We start from the raw sequence: 21,287 nt of genomic DNA on the forward strand, positions 1-21,287 counted from the left end.
CGCATCGGCTGCTACCCTCGACGGCTTTGCTGCCCCGCGAGCCTTCGATGAGCACCCCCACGGATTACCTCGAGCGCATTCTCAACGCCCACGTCTACGACGTCGCCGTCGAGACGCCGCTCGACCTCGCCACCAACCTGTCCGCGCGCGTGCACAACCGCATCCATCTCAAGCGCGAGGACATGCAGCCGGTGTTCAGCTTCAAGATCCGCGGCGCCTACAACAAGATGGCGCGGCTGTCGCCGCAGGCCCTGAAGCGCGGCGTGATCTGCGCCTCGGCCGGCAACCACGCCCAGGGCGTCGCGCTGTCGGCCGCCAAACTCGGCACGCGCGCCGTCATCGTGATGCCCAGCACCACACCCCAGATCAAGATCGACGCGGTCAAGGCGCGCGGCGGCGAAGTCGTGCTCGCCGGCGAATCCTATTCCGACGCCTACGCCCATGCGCAGGAACTGGAAAAGAGCGAGAAGCTGACTTTCGTCCACCCCTACGACGACCCGGACGTCATCGCCGGCCAGGGCACGATCGGCATGGAGATCCTGCGCGCCCATGCCAAGCCCATCCATGCCATCTTCTGTGCGGTCGGCGGCGGCGGGCTGCTCGCCGGCGTGGCGGCCTACGTCAAGCGGGTGCGGCCGGAGACGAAGATCATCGGCGTCGAGACCGTCGACGCCGACGCGATGACGCAGTCGCTCGCCACCGGCAAGCGCGTGGCGCTGGAGCAGGTCGGCCTGTTCGCCGACGGCACCGCAGTCAAGCAGGTCGGCGCCGAGACCTTCCGCCTGTGCCAGCAGTACGTGGACGAGATGATCGTCGTCGACAACGACGCCATCTGCGCCGCGATCAAGGACGTCTTCGAGGACACCCGCTCGATCCTCGAACCCTCGGGTGCGCTCGCCATCGCCGGCGCCAAGGAATATGCCAAGCGCCACAAGCTGCGCGACAAGAACCTGGTCGCCGTCGCCTCCGGTGCCAACATGAACTTCGACCGCCTGCGCTTCGTCGCCGAACGCGCCGAGCTCGGCGAACAGCGCGAAGCCGTGCTGGCGGTGACGATTCCGGAGCGGCCGGGCGCCTTCCGCAAGTTCATCAGCCTGCTGGGCAACCGCAACATCACCGAGTTCAACTATCGCTACGCCGACCCCGAGCAGGCCCACATCTTCGTTGGCGTCACCGTGCATAACCGCAACGAAGTCGGCCGCCTGGTGGACATGCTCGAACGCCACGAACTGCCGGCGATCGACCTGACCGACGACGAACTCGCGAAGACCCATGGCCGCTACATGGTCGGCGGCCGCTCGCCGCAGGCCGAGAACGAGGTGCTCTACCGCTTCGTCTTCCCCGAACGGCCGGGCGCGCTGATGAATTTCCTCTCCAAGCTGCATTCGGACTGGAACATCTCGCTGTTCCACTACCGCAACCACGGTTCGGACTACGGCCGCGTGCTGATCGGCATGCAGGTTCCACCCGAGGACACGCAAGCCTTCGAGGACTTCCTGCAGCGGCTCGGCTACGAGTACGTGGCCGAGACACACAACCCCGCCTATCGGCTGTTCCTCGCGGCCTGAGCCCTTCCGCCGGGTTCCCGGCGGCGTACTGCACGCGTCTCAGCGGACGGCGCGCTCCGCGCCGTCGCAGGCCGAACCGGCATGGGCCGCCCCGGTATGCACCGCGCCAGCACGGGCTGCCCCAGCCTCCGTGACGATCCAGTCCATCGGCCGGTCATGCGGCTGCGGCAGCACGCTCGGCACCCGGCCCAGCTCGAAGCCGGCGCCGACGGCAATCACGTCCATCCCCGCCAGCGTGCGGTCGAAGTAGCCGCCGCCGTAGCCCAGGCGGTAGCCGGCCGCATCGAAGGCGTTCAGCGGCACGAGCACGACTTCGGGCGCCACCTCTTCCGGCGTCGCCGGATGCGGGATGCCATGGCGGTCGAGCACCATCCCGGCCCCCGGCGTCCAGCGGCGGAAATGCATCGCCGTCCCGGCCGCGACGACCACCGGCAAGGCCGCCACGCGCTGCGCATCGCCCGCCAGCCAGTCCCGGACCCAGTCCCTGAGATCGGGCTCGGCACGGAAAGGCCAGCAGAAAGCCAGCGTACGCGGCGCCAGTTCGTCGATCACGCCGCCGAGATGGCCTGCCAGGCGCACGGTGAGCCGTGCCCGCTGCGCCTCGTCCAGCGCCTCGCGCGCCTGGATTGCCTGCTGCCGCAGGAATCTGCGGCGTTTCTCGATGTCATCGGCGGGGCCGGAAACAGGCTTCGTCACTGTGGTATGGTTGCTTGCAATGGAGAGCAGGGGAAGTATGAAAACGGGCTTGATGGCGGCCGCGCTCTGCGTGGCCGGGATGTTGCTGCCGACAGCGGCGCCGGCCCAGGTGCCGCGGGCTTTCGGCGACGACCGCATCGTCGCCGCTCACGAGGCCGTGCGCAAGGGGGACCGCGACACGCTCGACGTGCTCGCCGCCGAGTCCAGCCCGCACGTACTGGATGCCTACGTCCGCTACTGGCGCTTCGTCAATGTGCTGGCGCGCCCCGAACTGCCTCCCCCGGCGCAGGAGCTCGACGCCTTCCTGCAGCGGGAAGCCGGCACCGTGCTGGCCGAGCGCCTGCGTGCCGAATGGCTGCGCCGCCTGGCGACGGACGGCGACTGGACAGGCTTCGCGGCGCTCTACCCGGGCCTGCAGAACCCCGACCGCGAAATGCGCTGCACGGCCTGGACCGCCCGCCTGATGACCGGCGATACCCGCGCGCTCGACGAAGTCGCGCTGGAATGGCGCACGCTGGACAATGCGCCGGCGGCCTGCGACACCGCGCTGCGCGCCACCCATGCCACCGGCCGGGTCGATGACGACGCGCTCTGGCGCCGTGCGCGCCGTCAGGCCGACACGCGCAAACCCGACGATGCGCTGCTAAGCTGGAACTGGCTGCCCGCCGAAATCGCGCCGGCCGCCGCCGATGCCGAACAGGCCTTGCGCTCTTCCGCCGCCTGGCTCGACCGCCTGCCGGCCAATTTCGCCGTCACCCGCGCCGGCCGGGAGCTCGTCCTCGCCGCGCTGACGCGCATCGCCTGGCAGGACGCCCGCCTCGCCCATGCCCGCCTGCTGCAGCTGCAGGACCGCCTCGGCAGCGAGGAGCGCGGCGACATCCAGGCCGTCATCGCCATGCATGCCGCCATCGACCAGATGCCCGAGGCGATGGCCTTCTACCGTGCGGTGGGCAATGCCGAGTTGACGCCGCTGCAGCGTGCCTGGCGCGTGCGCGCCGCGCTGCGGGCCGGAGACTGGGCCGCCGTCCGCACGGCCATCGAAGCGCTGCCGGAATCCGAGCGCCAGCAGCCCGAATGGACCTACTGGCTCGGGCGCGCGCATGCCGCTGCCGGCCGCGCCGGCGACGCCGAGGCGCTGTTCAGCCATATTGCCGCCGAACCGCATTTCTACGGCATCCTCGCCGCCGAGGAACTCGGCCGGCCCTTTGCGCTTCCGGCGAGCGGCGACTCGCTTGCCGTGCCCCCGCTCGACGAGGCCGAGAACGATCCCGCCCTGCGCCGCGCCCTCGCGCTGTACCGGCTCGGCCTGCGCACCGAAGCGACCCGCGAATGGAGCTGGGCCCTGCGCGGCCGCGACGAAAGCTTCCGCCTTGCCGCCGCCCACCTCGCGCTGCGCAACGAGCTCTACGACCGCGCCATCAACAGCGCCGAACTGTCCAATCCGCGCGCAAACTATGCGCTGCGCTTCCTGGCCCCCTACCGCGAGCTGATCGAGCCGCAGGTACATATGCAGGGACTCGACCTGGGCTGGGTGTACGGCCTGATGCGGCAGGAAAGCCGCTTCGTCGTCCCGGCCCGCTCCAGCGCCGGCGCCCAGGGCCTGATGCAGGTGATGCCGGCGACCGGGAAATGGGTCGCGAACAAGATCGGCCTGCGCGGCTACCATCCCCGCCAGTTGAACGACCCCAACACCAACGTGCTGCTCGGCACCAGCTACATGCGCCTGATCCTGAACGACCTGGACGATCATCCGGTGCTGGCCAGCGCCGGCTACAACGCCGGCCCGGGGCGGGCCCGCCGCTGGCGCGACGACAAGCCGCTCGAAGCGGCCATCTACATCGAGACCATTCCGTTCAACGAGACGCGCGACTACGTCAAGAAGGTGATGGTCAATGCAGTCATCTACGGCGCGATGTTCGAGCACCGGCCCCAGTCGCTGAAAACACGACTGGGCGTGATCGGCCCGCGTCCGGCCAGCGAATGAACACAGTTTTTCCGGAGTCCCTGCCATGAACATCAAACGCGTCGTCCTCATCGGCGGCACCGGCTTCGTCGGTCATGCCGTCGCCAACCGCCTCGTCGAAGCCGGCGTCCAGGTCGTCGTCCCCACCCGCCGCCGCAGCCGTGCCGGCCACGTCGTGCTGCTGCCGACGGTCGAGGCCGTCGACGCCAATGTGCATGATCCCGCCACGCTGGAACGCCTGCTCGCCGGCGCCGACGCGGTGGTCAATCTGGTCGGCATCCTGCACTCGCGCGGCGGCGAACCTTATGGCGCCGATTTCGCCCAGGCCCACGTCGAACTGCCGAAGAAGATCGTCACCGCCTGTCGCAACACCGGCGTGCGCCGGCTGGTGCACATCAGCGCGCTCGGCGCCAGCGCCGACGGCCCGTCCGGCTACCAGCGCTCGAAGGCCGCGGGCGAAGCGGCGATTCGCAGCACCGGCGCCGACCTCGACTGGGTCATCCTGCGGCCCTCGGTGATCTTCGGCCGCGACGACCGCTTCCTCAACCTGTTCGCCGATCTCGCCTCGACTTTCCCGATACTGCCGCTGGCCGGCGCCGATACCCGCTTCCAGCCGGTCTACGTCGAGGACGTCGCCGAAGTCGTCTGGCGCAGCCTGGACACGCCGGGCGCGGCCGGCCAGATCTTCGACGTCGCCGGCCCCCGGGTCTACACCCTGCGCCAGCTCGTCGAATACGTTTCCGCCCAGATCGGCAAGCCGCGCCCGGTGATCGGCCTGCCGGAAGGCCTGGCGATGCTGCAGGCCAGCCTGCTGGAGCTCGCCCCCCAGCCGCTGATGAGCCGCGACAACGTCCGCTCGATGCGTGTCGACAACGTCACCGACGGCACGCCGCTGCCTTTCGGCCTGCAGCCGACCGCCATCGAAGCGGTGGTGCCGAGCTGGCTGGGCGATGGAACCGTCCGCTCGCGCTACTATCCCTTCCGTCGCCATGCGCGTCGCTGATGCGCATCGCACCCCATATCCGCAATCCCATCATCACCCGGAGTCGGCCATGAAGCTCATCATCGGCAACAAGAACTACTCGTCCTGGTCCCTGCGCGCCTGGCTCGCCGCGCGCGAAGGCGGCTTCAGCTTCGGGGAAATCGACATCCCGCTGTTCATCCCGGGCAGCCGCGAGCGCATCCTGGCGCATTCGCCCTCGGGCAAGGTGCCCTGCCTCAACGACAACGGCGTGCTGGTATGGGATTCGCTGGCGATCGGCGAATACCTCGCCGAGAAGCAGCCCGCACTGCTGCCGACCGACGCGGCCGCGCGTGCCACCGCCCGTGCCGTCACCGCGGAAATGCACTCCGGCTTCCAGGCCCTGCGCAGCAAGATGCCGATGAACATCCGCAAGGACTACCGCGGCTTCGGCCACACGCCGGAAGTCGATGCCGACATCGCCCGCATCACCGCGATCTGGAACGACTGCCGCGCCCGCTTCGGCCAGGGCGGCCCCTACCTGTTCGGCCGCTTCAGCCTCGCCGACGCCGCCTTCGCGCCGGTCTGCTTCCGCTTCCAGACCTATGGCGTGCAGCCAGACGGCGCCGCCGGCGAATACCTCGCCACGATGCTGGCCAACCCGCACATGCAGGACTGGGCGGCGGCGGCACGCGCCGAGACCGAATCGATCCCGGCCGAGGACCTGTACGACTGATGCAGTGCTACGTGGTGGGCGGCGCGGTACGCGACGCCCTGCTCGGACTGCCGGTCGCGGACCATGACTGGGTGGTGGTCGGTGCCACCCCCGAGGACATGCTGGCCCGGGGCTTCCGCCCGGTGGGCAAGGATTTCCCGGTCTTCCTGCATCCGCAGACCCAGGAGGAATACGCCCTCGCCCGCACCGAGCGCAAATCGGGCAAGGGCTATGCCGGCTTCGTCTGCCACGCCTCGCCCGAGGTCACGCTCGAAGAGGATCTGCTGCGCCGCGACCTGACGATCAACGCCATCGCGCGCGACGCCGACGGCAGCCTGATCGACCCCTACGGCGGCGTCCGCGATCTCGAAGCCCGGCTGTTCCGCCACGTCTCGCCGGCCTTCGCCGAGGACCCGCTGCGCATCCTGCGGGTGGCGCGCTTCGCCGCACGCTACGCCGACTTCGACACCGCGCCGGAAACGCTCGCGCTGATGCGCCGGATGGTCGAGGCCGGCGAAGTCGACCACCTCGTCGCCGAACGCGTGTGGCAGGAGTTCGCCCGCGGCCTGATGGAGGACAAGCCTTCGCGCCTGATCCGCAGCCTGCGCGACTGCGGTGCCCTCGCCCACATCCTGCCCGAAGTCGACAAGCTGTTCGGCGTACCCCAGCCCGCCCAGCACCACCCCGAGATCGACACCGGCGAGCATGTGATGATGGTCATCGACCATGCCGCCGCCACCCGGCAGCCGCTCGCCGTGCGCTGGGCCTGCCTGCTGCACGATCTCGGCAAGGGCGACACGCCGGCCGACATCCTGCCGCACCATTACGGCCACGAGCAGGCCAGCGCGCGGCGCGCGCGCGAAGTGTCGATGCGGCTTAAAGCGCCGGCCGACTGCCGCGACCTGGCCGAAATGGTCGCGCGCGAGCACGGCATCTTCGGCCAGGCGGCGATCCTGCGGCCCGAAACCATGGTCAAGGTGCTGGAGCGCTGCGACGCCCTGCGGCGCCCCGAACGCTTCGCGCTCGCGCTCGATGCGGCGGCTTGCGATCACTTCGGCCGCGGCGGCGGCCCGCGGCCGCAATGGGCGCCGCGCGCGGCCTGGCTGGCGGCGCTGGACGCGGTGCGCAGCCTCGACGCCGGCGCGATCGCGCGCAGCTGCGCCAACAAGGAACGGATACCGCAGGCGATCCACGCCGCCCGGGTCGACGCGGTGCGCGCGCTCGGCCTCCGCGCTTCCGCCGCCAGCCCGAATCCGGCAGACAGCACGCGAACGTGAACCACTCGGCTTGGCGCCGCGGCCAGCTGCGTGCAAGAATCGGCCTGCGATTTCAGGCGCAACAGCGCAGACACCACAGCGGATACGACACCCCTCAAGAACAAAAGCGCATCACGCCTCTTCTCCGCCGGGCACGAGCGACCCCGCGCCGTGCCTGCTGCCCTCTTCCCCAGGAGCCCAAATGAACACTCGCCGCTTCGGTGACCTCGAAGTCCTCTGCCACTCGCCCGCCACCCCGGTCCACTCGACGCCGCTGCTGTTCGTGCACGGCGCCTACGTCTCGGCCTGGTGTTGGGAAGAGCACTTCCAGCCCTGGTTCGCCTCGCGCGGCTGGACGTCCTACGCGGTGTCGCTGTCCGGCCACGGCTTCAGCCGGCAGCGGGAGCATCTCGACACCTACTCCATCGACGACTACGTACGCGACGTCGCCGAAGTGGCCGCGTCGCTGCCGGCGCCGCCGGTGCTGATCGGCCATTCGATGGGCGGTCTGGTGGTGCAGAAATATCTCGAGCGGCACGACGCGCCCGCAGCCGTGCTGATGTCCTCGGTGCCGCCGCAAGGCCTGATGAGTTCGGCGCTCGGCCTGATGATGCAGCGCCCCACGCTGATGAGCGACCTCAACCGCATCATGGCCGGCAACGACATCGACATCAGCAGCCTGCGCGAGGCGCTGTTCCACCAGCCGGTGGACGCCCGCGACCTGCAGCGCTACTACACCCTGTGCCAGCCCGAATCGCACCGCGCGATCTGGGACATGACGCTGTTCAACCTGCCCAACCCGATGCAGGTGCGCAAGGTGCCGATGCTGATCCTCGGCGCCGAGCACGACGCCCTGATCCCGCCCGACCAGGTGCGGATGACCGCCCTGACCTACGGCCGCCAGGCGGAAATCTTCCCCGGCATGGGGCACGGCCTGATGCTCGAGCACGACTGGGAAAAAGTCGCCGAACGCATCGCTGCCTGGCTGCAGGAACAGCGCTGCTGAAGCGGCGTGCCGCCGGCTGCGCGCCTACAGGGTATGCAGCCGGTCGCCGCGGACGAAGCCCTGCAGCGGTCCGTCGATGCCGCGGCCGAGCGCCAGCACCTTGAACAGTTCGCCCATTTCCTGCGGCGCCGTCAGGCGCTGCACCGCCCGCGCGGCGCGGATGTAGTCGGTGCTTTCCTGCGGGCCGCGCCGCGCCAGGCAATCGAGCACGCCGCAGTTGAACAGGAAATGGGCCTGGGAGGTGTAGCCCAGCACGTCCAGCCCCGCCGCGAAGCCCGCTTCCGCCACCGCGGTGAAATCGACGAAGGTCGTGATGTCGTTCAGCCCCGGCCACAGGAAGGGATCGCCGTGGGCATGATGGCGGTAGTAGCACAGCAAGGTGCCGCCGGAACGCGAAGGCAGGTAGTACTCGGCGCGCGGGTAGCCGTAGTCGATCAGCAGCATCGCCCCGCGCTCCAGCCGCTCGGCCCAGGCCGCCACCCAGGCGCCTCCGGCCAGATTCAGCTCGGTCACGTATTCGCCGCTGGCGGGTGCGGGCAACTCCAGCGCCTGCGCGGCATCGCGCACCGCGCCTGCCGCCGGCACGTCGGCCCAGCACAGGCGCCGCCCGCCGGCACTGTCGTCGGCAAGCCCCACGCCGCGCTCGAACAGGCCGTCCGCGCGCGAAGCCAGCAGATGCACCGGCATCACGTCCAGCACTTCGTTCGCCACCACCGCGCCGCTGAAACGCTCAGGCAGTTCGTCCAGCCAGCGCACGCGCGCGGCCAGATGCGGCGCCTTCTGCGCCAGGGTATCGAACTGGCGCTCGCGCAGTTCGCCCGACAGTTCGAGAATGCCGTAGTGCTCGGGCAGGCAGCCGCGGCGCTCCAGTTCGAGCAGCAGGTCGGTGGCGAGCAGGCCGGTGCCGGCGCCGACTTCGATCACCTGCGGCGCGCTCGCCCGCATCACCTGTTCGACCTGGGCGGCCAGCGCCTGGCCGAACAGCGGCGTGAGTTCGGGCGCGGTGATGAAATCACCGCCGGGGCCGAACTTTCGCGCACCGCCGCTGTAATAGCCCAGGCCCGGTGCGTACAGCACCCGCTCCATGTAGCGGGAAAACGGCAGCCAGCCGCCGGCCGCATCGATGTCGGCCTCGACGAGTCGGAGCAGGCGGGAGCTCTGGTCGAGCGCATCGGCGGAGGGCTGGGGCAATGAGGACATGGGCGCGGCAGGCAGCGAAACGGAAGTGCGGGATTGTACCGGCAAGCCCGATCGTCCATGCTCATGCCGTGGGCAGACCAAAACCTTCGACAGCTCGATCCGACATGACGCTTTTCGATCCCGATCCGAACGCACCCGCCACCGGCAGCGCGCCCGTCGTCCTCGTCACCGGCGCCGCCCGCCGTGTCGGTGCCGAGATCGCCCGCCAGCTGCACGCTGCCGGCGCCCGCGTCGTGCTGCACTACCGCAACAGCGGCGACGAGGCCGAAGGGCTCGCGGCGGAACTGAACAGGCAACGTGCGGGCTCGGCCGCCACCGTCGGCGGCGATCTCGCCCGTTTCGGTACCGCCGACGAAGTCGCCGCCGCCGCCCTCGCCCGCTTCGGCCGCATCGACGGACTGGTGAACAACGCCTCCAGCTTCTTCCCCACGCCGCTCGGCCGCATCGACCGCGCCGCCTGGGACGAACTGGTCGGCTCGAACCTGATGGGTCCGCTGTTCCTATCGCAGGCGCTGGCGCCCGAGATCCGGTGCCGGCACGGCGCCGTCGTCAACATCGTCGACATCCACGCCGAACGGCCGCTGCCGCACTACCCGGTATACAGCGCGGCCAAGGCCGGCCTGGCCGGCCTGACCCGCGCGCTGGCGATCGAGCTGGCGCCCGAAGCGCGCGTCAACGGCATCTCGCCGGGGCCGATCGAGTGGCCGGAAGACGGCCAGTTCTCTGCCGATGAACGCCGGCGGATCATCGACGACACCCTGCTCAAGCGCATCGGCTCGGCGGCGGACATCGCCCGCACGGTGCGCTTCCTGATCTTCGATGCGCCCTACGTCACCGGCCAGATCATCGCCGTCGATGGCGGCCGCAGCGCCCACCTGTAGGCCAGCCGGGCGGCGCCAAGTGTATAATTCTTCGCTTTTTTCGCCGACCGAGCCGACCCGTGAGTGCAGCCACCGCCCCGCTTGAAACCCTCGCCCCCGCCGTCGATGCCGGGCCGGAAGCCCGCCATTCGAACACCTTCCTGCGCCTGAAGAAGAAGCTCGAACGCAGCGTCGGCGAAGCGATCGGCGACTACGACATGATCGGCGACGGCGATACCGTGATGGTCTGCATCTCGGGCGGCAAGGATTCCTACACGCTGCTGTCCTGCCTGCTGGCGCTGCGCGAACGCGCGCCGGTCGACTTCCGCATCGTCGCGATGAACCTCGACCAGAAGCAGCCCGGCTTCCCCGACCACATCCTGCCGGCCTATTTCGAATCGATCGGCGTCGAATACCGCATCGTCACCGAGGACACCTATTCCATCGTCAAGGACAAGATCCCGGAAGGCAAGACCACCTGCTCGCTGTGCTCGCGCCTGCGCCGCGGCATCATCTACCGCACCGCGAAGGAGATCGGCGCCACCCGCATCGCACTCGGCCACCATCGCGACGACATTCTGGAAACCCTGTTCCTGAACATGTTCTTCGGCGGCAAGATCAAGGCCATGCCGCCCAAGCTCGTCAGCGACGACGGCAACCACGTCGTGATCCGGCCGCTGGCCTATTGCACCGAAGCCGAGATCGCCCGCTTCGCCCGCGCGATGGACTTCCCCATCATCCCGTGCAACCTGTGCGGCTCGCAGGAGAACGCCCAGCGCAAGCAGATCAAGGCGATGCTGCAGGGCTGGGCGCGCGACTTTCCCGGCCGCATCGAATCGCTGGCGACCTCGCTGAAGAACGTCGTGCCCTCGCACCTGGCCGATCAGCGCCTGTTCGATTTCACCGGTCTCACGCAGCAGACGGAAGTGGAGGAAGGCGACACTGCCTTCGACCCGCCCGAACTGCCGCGCCTGGCGCCGCAGGCCGTCCGGATCGTGTCGCGGCTGCAGGATGCGGACTGAAGCCGCTGCCCCGGCGAGGGCTTGCGCAACAGGCCGCATTTCAACATCATTGGGCGCTGCCACGCACGCTCCCTGCATCCAGACGACCTCGAAGCCATGCCCGACCGCAAGAACCTCTGCGTGCTCGCCGCCAATGCGCTTGCCGACGACAGCTTCGTCGCACGCCTCGGCAGCACGGAAGCCAGCCATGCGGCCGAACGCTGCCTGAACCGCATCGAGCGCGCGATCGCTGCACACGGCGGCCGGATGCTGCAGCAGCAGGGCCGCTCGATCGTCGCGGCCTTCGAGCGCTGCGACACCGGCGTGCTCGCGGCGAGCGACATGCTCGAGCGGATCAGGAACCTGCCGAGCATGAACGGGCTGCGCCAGCCGGTGCGGATCGGCCTGCACTACGGCATCGTCGATCCGTCGCAGGGATCGGGAGAAGGCATCGACATCGCCCAGCGCATCGCCGCCCAGGCCGAACCGGAACAGGCGCTGGCCAGCAGCACCGCGGTGCTGCTGCTGACGCCCGCCGCCCGCCATACCGCAAGCGCCCATCCGCTGCAGGCACCGGCCCTGCAGGCCTTCGACTGGCCGATCTACGCCATCGGCCAACGCATGGGCACGGTGACTTCGATCCCGCCCACCGCGCGGCTGTCGCAACGCCTGCGCCTGCGCCACCAGCAGGACGTCGTGTTCGTCGAGGAGCAGCGTCCAGTGCTGCTGCTGGGCCGCGAGCTGGGCAACGACATCGTGATCATGGACCCTCGCGCTTCGCGCCAGCATGCGCGCATCGAGCGGCAGCGCGAGGGCTTCACCCTCATCGACGAAAGCACCAACGGCACTTTCGTATCGATCGAAGGCGGCGAGGAACGCCGCATCCGTCACGACAAGCTGGTGCTGCGCGGCCCTGGCCGGATCGGCTGTGGCTTCTCCGCCGATGAAATCGAGCGCGACCTGGTGTTCTTCGACATCGTCTGAGGCCGCGCCCCCGCCACGCCATCTCCCGGCGCCCACGAAGCATTGCGCCGCCTTCCCGCCCTTGGCGAGTCGGCGGCGCATGCCGAGAAAAACCCGTCAGGCCTTGGTGCACTCGGCAATGAAGGCCTTGCGCTTGGCGCCGGTCAGCGACTGCTCGGTCGCCGCCTGGTTGCAAGCCTTCTTCTTGTCGACACCGTCATCCGGCACCGCAGCCCGGGAAACCGGCTGCTCGTCGGCGACCGGCACAGCAGCTGCGGCCCCCGTTTCCGCCGCAACGTGCTTGCCCTTCAGGCAAGTGCTCATGAACGCTTTCCGCTCATCGCCCTTCAGCTCCTGCGCCTTGGCTTCGGCATTGCAGTTCCTCATGCGCTCGTGCTGCGGATTGGCCAGTGCATCGGCAGGGGCCAGCATCAGGACGGCAAGGCTGGCGACAAGAGCATGCAATGTGTTCTTCATCATCGAATCTCCTCTGGTTTGCGCAGCATGGCTGCGGCCAGATTCTGCTTTTGTCATATTCATATGTCAAATAATTTGAGCCGAATGTCATTCATCGTGCCGCACTGCCATCCCCGCCATGGGCACTGACACCGATCTCGCCCTGCTCGGCTCGCTGACGCTTGCCGCCTTCCTCGCCGCAACGCTGCTGCCCGGCGGCTCGGAAGCGGTGTTCGCCGGCCTCGTCGCCCTTCGGCCGGACCTGAGCCTGCCCGCGCTCGCGCTGGCGACCCTCGGCAACACCGCGGGCGGCATGAGCACCTACGCCCTCGGCCGCCTGCTGCCGCGCAAGGAACTGCCGCCGCGGCTCGAACTGGTGCGCCGCCACGGCAGCCTGATCCTGCTGCTGTCCTGGGTGCCGCTGATCGGCGACGCGCTGTGCGCCGCAGCCGGCGTGCTGCGCCTGAACTGGTTCGCCTGCATGGCCTGGATGACCTTGGGGAAAGGTTTGCGCTACGGCGCGATCGCCTGGCTGATGGCGTGAAGGAGGGAGTGGCGCTCCCGCGGCGCATCCCAGCCTTTCGGTTCCACTCACCCCGCGCGATAACGCTCGACATCCACCTGATATCTCGCCAGCTTGTCGTACAGCGTCTTGCGCGGCAGGCCGAGCGCTTCGGCAGCGGCAGCGACGTCGCCGCCGCTGCGGCGCAGCGCGCCTTCGATCAGCGACAGTTCGAAACCCGCCACGCGCTGCGCCAGGCTGTTCGGCCCGCTGCCGGCAATCTCGGTGTTGACCCGCCACAGGCCGAGCACGAAGCGGTCCGCGGCGTGCTGCAGCTCGCGCACGTTGCCCGGCCAGTCCTGCGCCATCAGCCAGTCGAAGAGCTCGACCGACAGCTCCGGCAAGGGGCGGCTGTAGCGCTCGGCGGCCTGCTGGCAGAAGGCGGCGAAAAGCCGGGGAATGTCCTCGCTCCGTTCGCGCAGCGGCGGCAGCGCGATCGACACCACGTTGAGGCGGTAGTAGAGGTCGGCGCGGAAGCGGCCGGCCGTGGCCTCGGCAGCGAGATCGAGCTTGGTCGCGGCGACGACGCGGCAATCGACCGGGATCAGGCGGTTGGAGCCGAGGCGCTCGACCACCCGCTCCTGCAGCACCCGCAGCAGCTTGGCCTGCAGCGGCAGGGCCATGCCCTCGATCTCGTCGAGGAACAGGGTGCCGCCGCTGGCGTGTTCGATCTTGCCGGCGCGGCTGCGGGTGGCGCCGGTGTAGGCGCCGGGTTCGACGCCGAACATCTCGCTCTCGAACACGCTCTCGGGCAGCGCCGCGCAGTTGATCGCGACGAAGTTGCCCTTGTGCCGGCGCCCGGCGGCATGCAGGCCGCGTGCGACCCGCTCCTTGCCGGTGCCGGTCTCGCCGCACACCAGCACGTCGACGTCGGTATCGCCGAGTTCGGTCACCAGCCGGCGCAGCTCGCGCATCGGCGCACTGTCGCCGATGATCGCCGCGACTTCGTCGCTGCTCGCCAGCCGTGCCTTCAGCGCCCGGTTCTCGAGCACCAGGCGGCGCTTGTCGACCGCACGCCGGACGACCTCGAGCAGGCGTTCCGGCGCGAACGGCTTCTCGACGAAATCGTAGGCGCCCAGCCGCATCGCCTCGACCGCCATGCGCACGTCGCCATGGCCGGTGACCAGGATCACCGGCAGATCGGCATCGATCGCATGCACCTGCTGCAGCAACTCCATGCCATCCATGCCGGGCAGCCGCACGTCGGTCACCACCACCGCCGCGCTGCCCGCCGCCAGCATGGCCAGCGCAGGCTCGGCACGGGGGAAATCCGCCACCGGCACGTCGGCCAGCATGAAAGTCTGCTTCGCCGCGATGCGCAGCACATCGTCGTCCTCGACCAGCACGACCTGGACCGGCTGTTCACTCATCATCCACCTCTTCCCGCTGCGGCATCGCCGCCTCCCACGACATCCGTACCACCGTGCCGCCCCCTTCGCCCGCATCGACTTCGAGCCGTCCGCCCGAACCTCCCACCAGGTCGCTGACGATGGGCAGCCCCAGGCCCAGACCGTGGCCGAGCGGCTTGGTGGAGAAGAAAGGCTGCAGGATGCGATCCCGTACCGCTGGATCAATGCCGGGGCCATTGTCTTCCACTGCGAGCCATACCCGGCCGTCGCGGCTGGCCGTGCGCACCTGGATGCGACCGTCGGCGCGGCCTTCGAGCGCATCCGCCGCATTGCCCACCAGGTTCGACAGCACCTGCTCCAGCGCCTGCGGCTGCAAGGGGAAAGCGCAATCCTCACCCAGAAACGCGAGCACGATGCCGGCACGCTCCAGGCGCTCGGCCAGCCATCCCGCCACCACCTGGGTCGCGGCCCATGCCGACGCCTGGCCCCCTGCGGACTGCCGGCGCGACGCGAACACCTTGAGCTGCGAGGTCAGCCGCGCCATGCGCTCGACCAGGCCGATCATCTGCTGCAGGTTCTCGCGCAAGGCCTCGGTCCTGTTCCGCTCGAGCAGGACCAGGCCATTGCCGGCAAAGGTGCGCAGCGCGGCCAGCGGCTGGTTCAGTTCGTGGGCGACGCCGGCCGCCATCTGACCGAGCGCGGCCAGGCGGTCGGCCTCGATCAGCGCGCGCTGGGCGCCGCGCAGCTTCTGTTCGGCGCCGACCCGCTCGGCGATCTCGCGCGTCAGGCGGGCGTTGCTGTCGGCCAGGTCGGCCGTGCGTTCGGCCACCGTGCGTTCGAGCACGCCCTGCTCCGCCAGGCGCTCGCGCAGGCGCCGCGCACGCAGCTTCAGATACAGCGCGGCCACCAGCAGCACGCTCAGCACGAGGCCGACGGCCACCACCGTGCTCCAGGCCGCGCCGCGTGCTGGAGCAGTGTCGTTGAGCATCAACATTTCCCAGTCTGCCCAGGGCAGCGGCCGGGCAACGGCGAGAAATTCCCTGCCGGACAGGCCGAGGCGGCGCTCATCGAGCCATTCGAGCGGCAGCGGCGCCAGCGCCGCAGTGTAGTACTGGCGCGTCTGCGCCAGGATTTCGCGCGAACGCTCCTCCAGCGGCGCCAGCGCGGAGAAGCGCCAAGCCGCCACCGACGACAGCGCGACCACGCCATGGCGGTCGACCACCAAGACCGACTCGCCGCCGTCCGCCCAGGTGTTCTCGATCGGATCGAGCTCGATCTTGACCACGATCACGCCCAACACCCGGCCACCGTCGCGCACCGGATGGGCGATGAAGAAGCCCGGCACCCGGGTGGTGGCGCCGACGGCAAAGAACTGGCCGACGCCGCCGTCGATCGCCTGCTGGAAATAGGGCCGGAAAGCGTAATTCTCACCGACGAAGGACTCCGGTCGGCGCCAGTTGCTGGCCGCCAACGTGTTGCCGTCGGGGCCGATCAGGTAGAGCACGCTGGCGCCGGTGCGGTCATTGACGCTCTCGAGCAGGCGGTTGGTCCGGTCGATCCGCGCGCCATCCACCGGCTCGAGCAGCAAGGACTTCAACTGGGGATGCTGGGCGAGCACCACCGGCAGGCTTTCGAAACGCAGCAAGGCGGCATCCAGGCTGGCCGACAGCAGCGCGAGCCGCTGTTGCGCATGCCCTTCCATCGCATCGATCTCGACCTTCAGCCGATAAGCATAGGCGGCCCACAGCATCGGCAGCACCAGCAGCAGCACCATGACGTGCCGCAGGCGCGCAGCAGGCCGCTCAGCGTTCGCCATCGGATTCCTGCCTGCAGGGCCGGACGAGGGTCACGCCGCCATCCGACGGCAGGATGGCGGACAGCGGCAGGCAGGCCTCGCCGGCCACGCACCAGTCGTAATCGGCGGTATGTTCGGAACGGGTCAGTCGCAGTTCGGCATGCACGCTGCGAGGGTGCCATTGCCACACGCCGTCGCGCAAGACGGCGTCAGCGGGCGGTTCCATGCCGGCGCCGTGGCCCCGCACCCGCACCGCCTCGAGCACCAGTTGGCCGCCTCCGGCCTGCCGATCCACCCGCCAGTCTTCCTCCCAGCGCACTTTCTCGATCGAATGCGTCCAGCCCAGGGTGAAGGCCTGCACGGCCACCGCCACGGTGGCGGCGGCCGTGCTCAGGCAGATCGCCATGGCCGGCTAGATAGTCAGCGCCTGCGCCGTGCGCGAGCGCCAGATGTGCCAGCCGAGCACGCACGCGGCGAGGACGAAACCGATCTCGTCGGAAATCGGCATTGCCAGTACCAGGAAGCAGGCGGCAACGAAGGCCAGCACGCGCTCGAGGACGTTCATCGGCGAACGGAGGTAGCCGACGACGGCGACACCCCACAGCGTGACCGCGAGCAAGGCCTTGAACACCACGTACACGGTGGCATCCAGCCCCTTGTCGCCCTGCAGCATCAGCTCCGGCGAATAGACCGCCATATAGGGCACGATGAAGCCGGCGATCGCGATCTGCACGGCGCGTACGCCGATCTTCAGGCCGGTTTCCTTGGCGATCGGCGCCGCGGCGAAGGCCGCCAGCGCCACCGGCGGCGTCAGGTCGGCCATGATGCCGAAATAGAACACGAACATGTGCGAGACGATCAGCGGCACCCCGAGTTCGAGCAGCGCCGGCGCCGCGATCGAACTGGTGATGATGTAGTTGGGAATCGTCGGGATGCCCATGCCCAGCACCAGGCAGGTCAGCATCGTCAGCACCAGCGACAGCAGCAGGTTGCTGTCGCCGATCTGGATGATGTAGCCGGCAAAGGTGGTCGCGCCGCCGGTCAGGGTCAGCGAACCGATGATGACGCCGACCAGCGCGCAGGCAATACCCACCGGCAACGCATGCAGCGCCCCTTCGACCAGCGCCGTCACCGCGACCTTCAGCGTGTCGCGCCCCTCGCGGCGCATCGCCAGCAGTACCGCCAGCACCGCGACGACGACCACCACCGAGATGATGCCGACCTTGGCGAAGGCCGAGCAGGCCAGGCCGAGCGCGATCCAGAAGATCAGCCGCAGCGAGGTGCCGTTGAGCCGCCGCGCCAGCGAAGCGCCGAAGATCAGCACCACGGTCAGCGCCAGGCCGACCATGCCGGCGAACATCGGCGTGAAGCCGGCGAACAGCAGATAGACCAGGCCGATCAGCGGCAGCAGCAGGTACCAGCGCTGGCGCACCGCGGTCCAGGGATTGGGGCACTCTTCCTTCGGCAGGCCCTTGAGGCCGGCGCGGCCGGCTTCCAGATGGACCATCCAGAACACGGTGAAGAAGTACAGCAGCGCCGGAATCGCCGCCGCCTTGGCGATCTCGACATAGGGCACGTTGATGGTCTCGGCCATGATGAAGGCCACCGCGCCCATCACCGGCGGCATGATCTGCCCGCCCATCGAACTGGTCGCCTCGACCGCGCCGGCGAAGGCCGGCTTGTAGCCGAACTTCTTCATCAGCGGGATGGTGAACTGGCCGGTGGTCACGACGTTGGCCACCCCCGAGCCGTTGATCGTGCCCATCAGGCCGGACGACACCACCGACACCTTGGCCGGCCCGCCCTTGGTATGGCCGACGGTGCCGAGCGCGAAGTCGGTGAACAGCGTGATCATGCCCGCCTGCTCGAGGAAGGCGCCGAACAGGATGAACAGGAAGATGTAGCTCGACGACACGTAGGTCGGCGTGCCGTAGATGCCTTCGGTGCCGAAGGCCAGCTGGCCGACCACCTGATCGACGCCGTAGCCGCGGTGCGCGAGCGCGCCGGGCAGATGCTCGCCGAACAGTGCATAGCCGAGGAAGGCGAGGCAGATCAGCGGCAGCGCCGGGCCCATGACCCGGCGCGCGGCCTCGAACACCAGGGCGATGGTGACGACCCCCACCACCATGTCGGCATCGGTCAGTTCTCCCGCGCGGGCAACGAGCTCGGCTTCGAAGATCCAGTGGTAGGTCGCCAGCGCCAGCGCGCCGAAGCCGACGAGCTTGGTGAGGATGCTGGTCGCACCCTGGCCGCCGCGCACCGGGTACAGCAGGAAGGTCAGCAGCAGCAGGAAACCGACGTGCAGCGCGCGCACGACGGTACTCGGCAGCGGGCTGAAGGCGGAGGAGACGAGCTGGAAGGCGGAAAACAGGATTGCGCTGAAGAAGACGACGCGCAGCATCCGCTTGCCCACATCCACGGCGGGCGAATCGGCAGCTTGGATCATGGTGGCTCCGGATCAGACGAGCGGAACGGCAGCGAGGCCGGCCGATCGATACTGGACCGGGGCTGCGCCGATGCGCGCCCCGGGTGGTACGACATCCCTTACTTGATCAGGCCTTTTTCACGGTAGTACTTCTCGGCGCCGGGGTGCAGCGGAATCGGCAGATCGCTGGCCGCAGTGTCGAGCTTGATCTGGCGCGCGGCGGAATGCGAATTGCCCAGGCGCTCGAGGTTCTCGAAAATGCCCTTGGTCATCTCATAGGCCACTTCGTCGGAAACCTTCTCGTGGGTGACGAGCAGATTGTTGATCGCCACCGTCGGCACTTCCGCGCTCTGGCCTTCATAAATGTTGGCCGGAATGACCGAAGGCTGATAGGCGGCATCGCCCACCTTGGCGACGACGTCGGCCGGCACCGGCACGAAGTTCACCTTGACCGCGGAGGACAGGTCGCGCAGCGCGGCGACACCGAGACCGGCGGACTGCAGCGTGACATCGATCTGGCGGTTCTTCATCAGTTCGACCGACTCGCCGAAGGGCAGGTATTCGACCTTGGCGAAGTCGCTGTAGGCCAGCCCGGCCGCCTTCAGGATGGCGCGGGCGTTGAGCTCGGTGCCCGAACGCGGCGCGCCGACCGAGATGCGCTTGCCCTTCAGGTCGGCCAGCGACTTGATGTTGGCGTCGGCCAGGGCGACGATCTGGATGTAGTTGGGGTAGATCGACGCGATCGCGCGCAGCCTGTCGAGCGGCTTGGCGAAACCGGCTTCGGCATTGCCCTTCCATGCGTCGGACACCGAGTCGCCGAGCGAGAAGCCGATTTCGCCGCGCCCGGCCTGCAGCAGGTTGAGGTTCTCGGCCGAGGCCTTGGTCGCCTGCACCTGCACCTTGCTGTCGGGAATCTTCTCGCCGTAGATCTGCGACAGGGTCACGCCGAGCGGGTAATAGACGCCGCTGGTGCCGCCGGTCAGCACGTTGACGAAGGTCGCGGCCGAAGCCGCCGTACTCAGGGCCAGCACCATGCCACCGACGGCACATTTGCGAATCAGGGATTTCATCGGGAGTCTCCTCTTTGATTAATATGGGTGATGCAGCCATAAGCATGCCATCTTCTCCAGCAAAGACGGTGCCAATTCTTCCGCCCACTCGAAGACAAGCCGTAGTTTTCCCGATTCAAGGACTTACCGACTTTGCCCGGTTCCGCTGCACTGCAGGCGCGGCGAAATTCCGGAATATGCCCGCACGCATTGTCGGACCATCCGCACACTGCAACGCAGCATTCCCGCCGCGCCAGCGACGTCCCGGCGGCAGTGGGCTTTCTCCCCCGCCCCGGCTTCTGCTACAACGCCGTCTGCGGACATCGCCGCCGCGCAACAGACAGGAGAACCCCGCATGGAGAGCGTGGACGTCATCGTGATCGGCGCCGGCGTGGTCGGCCTCGCCTGCGCCCGCGCGCTGGCCGAAGCCGGCCGCGACGTGCTGATCGTGGAGCGCGAGGACTGCTTCGGCAGCGGCATCAGCGCCCGCAACAGCGAAGTGATCCACGCCGGCCTCTACTACCCGCCCGGCTCGCTGAAGGCGCGGCTGTGCGTGGAAGGCCGCCAGCGCCTGTACACCTACTGCGAGCAGCGCGGCGTGGCCCATGCCCGCTGCGGCAAGCTGGTGGTCGCCAGCCGCAGCAGCCAGCTCGACGCGCTGCAGGCGATCGCCGAGCGCGCACGCCGGAACGGCGTGGACGACCTGCGCCTGCTCGACCATGCCGAGGTCGCCGGACTCGAACCGGCGCTCGATGCCCACGCCGCGCTGCTGTCGCCCTCGACCGGCATCGTCGACAGCCACGGCCTGATGCTGGCCCTGCTCGGCGACGCCGAGCGCCACAGCGCGATGCTGGCGCTCGGCAGCCCGGTGACCGGCGGCAGCGCCGACGGCGACGGCGTGGTGCTGGAAGTCGGCGGCGAAACGCCGATGACGCTGCGGGCACGATGGGTGATCAACGCCGCCGGCCTGGACGCGGTGGCGCTCGGCGGCGCGATCCGCAGCGCCGCGTCGGCGCAGGCGCCCCAGGCCCATTTCGCCCGCGGCGTGTATTTCAGCTACAGCGGCAAGGCGCCGTTCTCGCGCCTGATCTATCCGATTCCCGAACCGGGCGGGCTGGGCGTGCATCTGACCCTGGATCTGGGCGGCCAGGCCAAGTTCGGCCCCGACGTGGAGTGGATCGAGCGCCCCGACTACCACGTCGATCCGGCCCGGGCCGCGCGCTTCGCCGCAGCGATCCGCAACTGGTGGCCGGCGCTCGACGCCGAGCGCCTGCAGCCCGGCTACGCCGGCGTACGCCCCAAGATCGTCGGCCCCGGCGAGGCCGACGCGGATTTCCGCATCGACGGCCCGGACCGGCACGGCGTGGCCGGGCTGATCCACCTGTACGGCATCGAATCGCCCGGGCTGACCGCCTCGCTGGCGATCGGCGCCCAGGTGGCGGAGCTGGTGAGCGGCTGACCC

Annotated in this window: 19 protein-coding genes; 11 read left to right on the top strand and 8 right to left on the bottom strand. The window is 69.0% G+C overall.

Features of this window, described 5'->3' with window-relative positions:
- The first annotated feature begins 47 nt into the window (after window positions 1-47).
- Window positions 48-1,568: a threonine ammonia-lyase, biosynthetic gene (gene ilvA, locus AAFL97_RS18925; RefSeq protein WP_341646230.1), complete on the top strand. Its 1,521-nt coding sequence runs from the start codon at window positions 48-50 to the stop codon at window positions 1,566-1,568.
- Between the two features lie 39 nt (window positions 1,569-1,607).
- Here ilvA and AAFL97_RS18930 read toward each other — a convergent pair whose 3' ends face one another.
- Window positions 1,608-2,264 carry a 5-formyltetrahydrofolate cyclo-ligase gene (locus AAFL97_RS18930; RefSeq protein WP_341646231.1) on the bottom strand — a complete coding sequence of 219 codons (657 nt, stop codon included), beginning with the start codon at window positions 2,262-2,264 and terminating at the stop codon, window positions 1,608-1,610.
- 37 nt (window positions 2,265-2,301) lie between these two features.
- Between AAFL97_RS18930 and AAFL97_RS18935 the strand changes: the two genes are divergently transcribed.
- From AAFL97_RS18935 to AAFL97_RS18955, 5 genes are all read left to right on the top strand, one after another.
- The gene (locus AAFL97_RS18935; protein WP_341646232.1) at window positions 2,302-4,248 is read left to right on the top strand and encodes a lytic transglycosylase domain-containing protein; all 1,947 of its coding nucleotides are present in this window, start codon (window positions 2,302-2,304) and stop codon (window positions 4,246-4,248) included.
- Between the two features lie 25 nt (window positions 4,249-4,273).
- The gene (locus AAFL97_RS18940; RefSeq protein ID WP_341646233.1) at window positions 4,274-5,230 is read left to right on the top strand and encodes a complex I NDUFA9 subunit family protein; all 957 of its coding nucleotides are present in this window, start codon (window positions 4,274-4,276) and stop codon (window positions 5,228-5,230) included.
- A gap of 49 nt (window positions 5,231-5,279) precedes the next feature.
- Window positions 5,280-5,924, top strand: coding sequence for a glutathione S-transferase family protein (locus AAFL97_RS18945; protein WP_341646234.1), 645 nt, complete (start codon window positions 5,280-5,282; stop codon window positions 5,922-5,924).
- On the top strand, window positions 5,924-7,180 hold the full coding sequence (locus AAFL97_RS18950) for a multifunctional CCA addition/repair protein (RefSeq protein ID WP_341646235.1): 1,257 nt from the start codon (window positions 5,924-5,926) through the stop codon (window positions 7,178-7,180). Before AAFL97_RS18945 ends, AAFL97_RS18950 begins: the two co-directional genes overlap by 1 nt.
- Window positions 7,181-7,361: 181 nt before the next feature.
- The gene (locus AAFL97_RS18955; RefSeq protein ID WP_341646236.1) at window positions 7,362-8,165 is read left to right on the top strand and encodes an alpha/beta hydrolase; all 804 of its coding nucleotides are present in this window, start codon (window positions 7,362-7,364) and stop codon (window positions 8,163-8,165) included.
- Window positions 8,166-8,189: 24 nt separating this feature from the next.
- Here AAFL97_RS18955 and AAFL97_RS18960 read toward each other — a convergent pair whose 3' ends face one another.
- On the bottom strand, window positions 8,190-9,365 hold the full coding sequence (locus AAFL97_RS18960; RefSeq protein WP_341646237.1) for a class I SAM-dependent methyltransferase: 1,176 nt from the start codon (window positions 9,363-9,365) through the stop codon (window positions 8,190-8,192).
- A 104-nt stretch (window positions 9,366-9,469) separates the two neighbouring features.
- Here AAFL97_RS18960 and AAFL97_RS18965 point away from each other — a divergent pair, with 104 nt between their 5' ends.
- The 3 genes from AAFL97_RS18965 (at window position 9,470) to AAFL97_RS18975 (ending at window position 12,210) form a co-directional block, all read left to right on the top strand.
- Window positions 9,470-10,246, top strand: a complete 777-nt coding sequence (locus tag AAFL97_RS18965) for a pteridine reductase (RefSeq protein WP_341646238.1) — start codon at window positions 9,470-9,472, stop codon at window positions 10,244-10,246.
- 59 nt (window positions 10,247-10,305) lie between these two features.
- Entirely contained in the window at window positions 10,306-11,247 is a 942-nt protein-coding gene (gene ttcA / locus AAFL97_RS18970; protein ID WP_341646239.1) for a tRNA 2-thiocytidine(32) synthetase TtcA, read from the top strand.
- Window positions 11,248-11,343: 96 nt separating this feature from the next.
- Complete coding sequence (locus AAFL97_RS18975; RefSeq protein WP_341646240.1) at window positions 11,344-12,210, top strand: FHA domain-containing protein; 867 nt, start codon at window positions 11,344-11,346, stop codon at window positions 12,208-12,210.
- A 96-nt stretch (window positions 12,211-12,306) separates the two neighbouring features.
- On the opposite strand, the gene AAFL97_RS18980 is transcribed toward AAFL97_RS18975, so the two are convergent.
- Window positions 12,307-12,669 (bottom strand): PsiF family protein, encoded by a 363-nt coding sequence (locus AAFL97_RS18980; protein WP_341646241.1) that lies wholly within the window; start codon window positions 12,667-12,669, stop codon window positions 12,307-12,309.
- A gap of 115 nt (window positions 12,670-12,784) precedes the next feature.
- On the opposite strand from AAFL97_RS18980, the gene AAFL97_RS18985 reads away from it, so the two are divergent.
- A complete protein-coding gene (locus tag AAFL97_RS18985) occupies window positions 12,785-13,189 on the top strand; it encodes a YqaA family protein (RefSeq protein ID WP_341646242.1) in 405 nt (134 codons plus the stop codon).
- Window positions 13,190-13,236: 47 nt separating this feature from the next.
- Here the strand turns inward: AAFL97_RS18985 and AAFL97_RS18990 are convergent, their stop codons facing one another.
- The 5 genes from AAFL97_RS18990 to AAFL97_RS19010 all read right to left on the bottom strand — a co-directional run bounded on the left by AAFL97_RS18990 (window position 13,237) and on the right by AAFL97_RS19010 (window position 19,846).
- Window positions 13,237-14,580 (bottom strand): sigma-54-dependent transcriptional regulator, encoded by a 1,344-nt coding sequence (locus tag AAFL97_RS18990; protein ID WP_341646243.1) that lies wholly within the window; start codon window positions 14,578-14,580, stop codon window positions 13,237-13,239.
- Window positions 14,570-16,372: a sensor histidine kinase gene (locus AAFL97_RS18995; protein ID WP_341646244.1), complete on the bottom strand. Its 1,803-nt coding sequence runs from the start codon at window positions 16,370-16,372 to the stop codon at window positions 14,570-14,572. Before AAFL97_RS18995 ends, AAFL97_RS18990 begins: the two co-directional genes overlap by 11 nt.
- Window positions 16,359-16,757: a DUF1850 domain-containing protein gene (locus AAFL97_RS19000; protein WP_341646245.1), complete on the bottom strand. Its 399-nt coding sequence runs from the start codon at window positions 16,755-16,757 to the stop codon at window positions 16,359-16,361. The genes AAFL97_RS18995 and AAFL97_RS19000 overlap by 14 nt, the downstream gene beginning before the upstream one ends.
- Window positions 16,758-16,763: 6 nt before the next feature.
- Entirely contained in the window at window positions 16,764-18,797 is a 2,034-nt protein-coding gene (locus AAFL97_RS19005; RefSeq protein ID WP_341646246.1) for a TRAP transporter permease, read from the bottom strand.
- Between the two features lie 98 nt (window positions 18,798-18,895).
- Window positions 18,896-19,846: a TAXI family TRAP transporter solute-binding subunit gene (locus AAFL97_RS19010; protein WP_341646247.1), complete on the bottom strand. Its 951-nt coding sequence runs from the start codon at window positions 19,844-19,846 to the stop codon at window positions 18,896-18,898.
- Window positions 19,847-20,180: 334 nt separating this feature from the next.
- On the opposite strand from AAFL97_RS19010, the gene AAFL97_RS19015 reads away from it, so the two are divergent.
- Window positions 20,181-21,284: an NAD(P)/FAD-dependent oxidoreductase gene (locus AAFL97_RS19015; protein ID WP_341646248.1), complete on the top strand. Its 1,104-nt coding sequence runs from the start codon at window positions 20,181-20,183 to the stop codon at window positions 21,282-21,284.
- Window positions 21,285-21,287 lie beyond the last annotated feature (3 nt).

This window comes from Thauera sp. SDU_THAU2, from assembly GCF_038260575.1.
Lineage (GTDB): Bacteria > Pseudomonadota > Gammaproteobacteria > Burkholderiales > Rhodocyclaceae > Thauera.

Excerpts from the sequence above, each read along its gene's own strand:
- ilvA (WP_341646230.1), top strand. The coding sequence starts at position 48 with ATGAGCACCCCCACGGATTACCTCGAGCGCATTCTCAACGCCCACGTC.
- AAFL97_RS18935 (WP_341646232.1), top strand. The coding sequence starts at position 2,302 with ATGAAAACGGGCTTGATGGCGGCCGCGCTCTGCGTGGCCGGGATGTTG.
- AAFL97_RS18940 (WP_341646233.1), top strand. The coding sequence starts at position 4,274 with ATGAACATCAAACGCGTCGTCCTCATCGGCGGCACCGGCTTCGTCGGT.
- AAFL97_RS18945 (WP_341646234.1), top strand. The coding sequence starts at position 5,280 with ATGAAGCTCATCATCGGCAACAAGAACTACTCGTCCTGGTCCCTGCGC.
- AAFL97_RS18950 (WP_341646235.1), top strand. The coding sequence starts at position 5,924 with ATGCAGTGCTACGTGGTGGGCGGCGCGGTACGCGACGCCCTGCTCGGA.
- AAFL97_RS18955 (WP_341646236.1), top strand. The coding sequence starts at position 7,362 with ATGAACACTCGCCGCTTCGGTGACCTCGAAGTCCTCTGCCACTCGCCC.
- AAFL97_RS18960 (WP_341646237.1), bottom strand. The coding sequence starts at position 9,365 with ATGTCCTCATTGCCCCAGCCCTCCGCCGATGCGCTCGACCAGAGCTCC.
- AAFL97_RS18965 (WP_341646238.1), top strand. The coding sequence starts at position 9,470 with ATGACGCTTTTCGATCCCGATCCGAACGCACCCGCCACCGGCAGCGCG.
- AAFL97_RS18975 (WP_341646240.1), top strand. The coding sequence starts at position 11,344 with ATGCCCGACCGCAAGAACCTCTGCGTGCTCGCCGCCAATGCGCTTGCC.
- AAFL97_RS18980 (WP_341646241.1), bottom strand. The coding sequence starts at position 12,669 with ATGATGAAGAACACATTGCATGCTCTTGTCGCCAGCCTTGCCGTCCTG.
- AAFL97_RS18985 (WP_341646242.1), top strand. The coding sequence starts at position 12,785 with ATGGGCACTGACACCGATCTCGCCCTGCTCGGCTCGCTGACGCTTGCC.
- AAFL97_RS18990 (WP_341646243.1), bottom strand. The coding sequence starts at position 14,580 with ATGATGAGTGAACAGCCGGTCCAGGTCGTGCTGGTCGAGGACGACGAT.
- AAFL97_RS18995 (WP_341646244.1), bottom strand. The coding sequence starts at position 16,372 with ATGGCGAACGCTGAGCGGCCTGCTGCGCGCCTGCGGCACGTCATGGTG.
- AAFL97_RS19000 (WP_341646245.1), bottom strand. The coding sequence starts at position 16,757 with ATGGCGATCTGCCTGAGCACGGCCGCCGCCACCGTGGCGGTGGCCGTG.
- AAFL97_RS19005 (WP_341646246.1), bottom strand. The coding sequence starts at position 18,797 with ATGATCCAAGCTGCCGATTCGCCCGCCGTGGATGTGGGCAAGCGGATG.
- AAFL97_RS19010 (WP_341646247.1), bottom strand. The coding sequence starts at position 19,846 with ATGAAATCCCTGATTCGCAAATGTGCCGTCGGTGGCATGGTGCTGGCC.
- AAFL97_RS19015 (WP_341646248.1), top strand. The coding sequence starts at position 20,181 with ATGGAGAGCGTGGACGTCATCGTGATCGGCGCCGGCGTGGTCGGCCTC.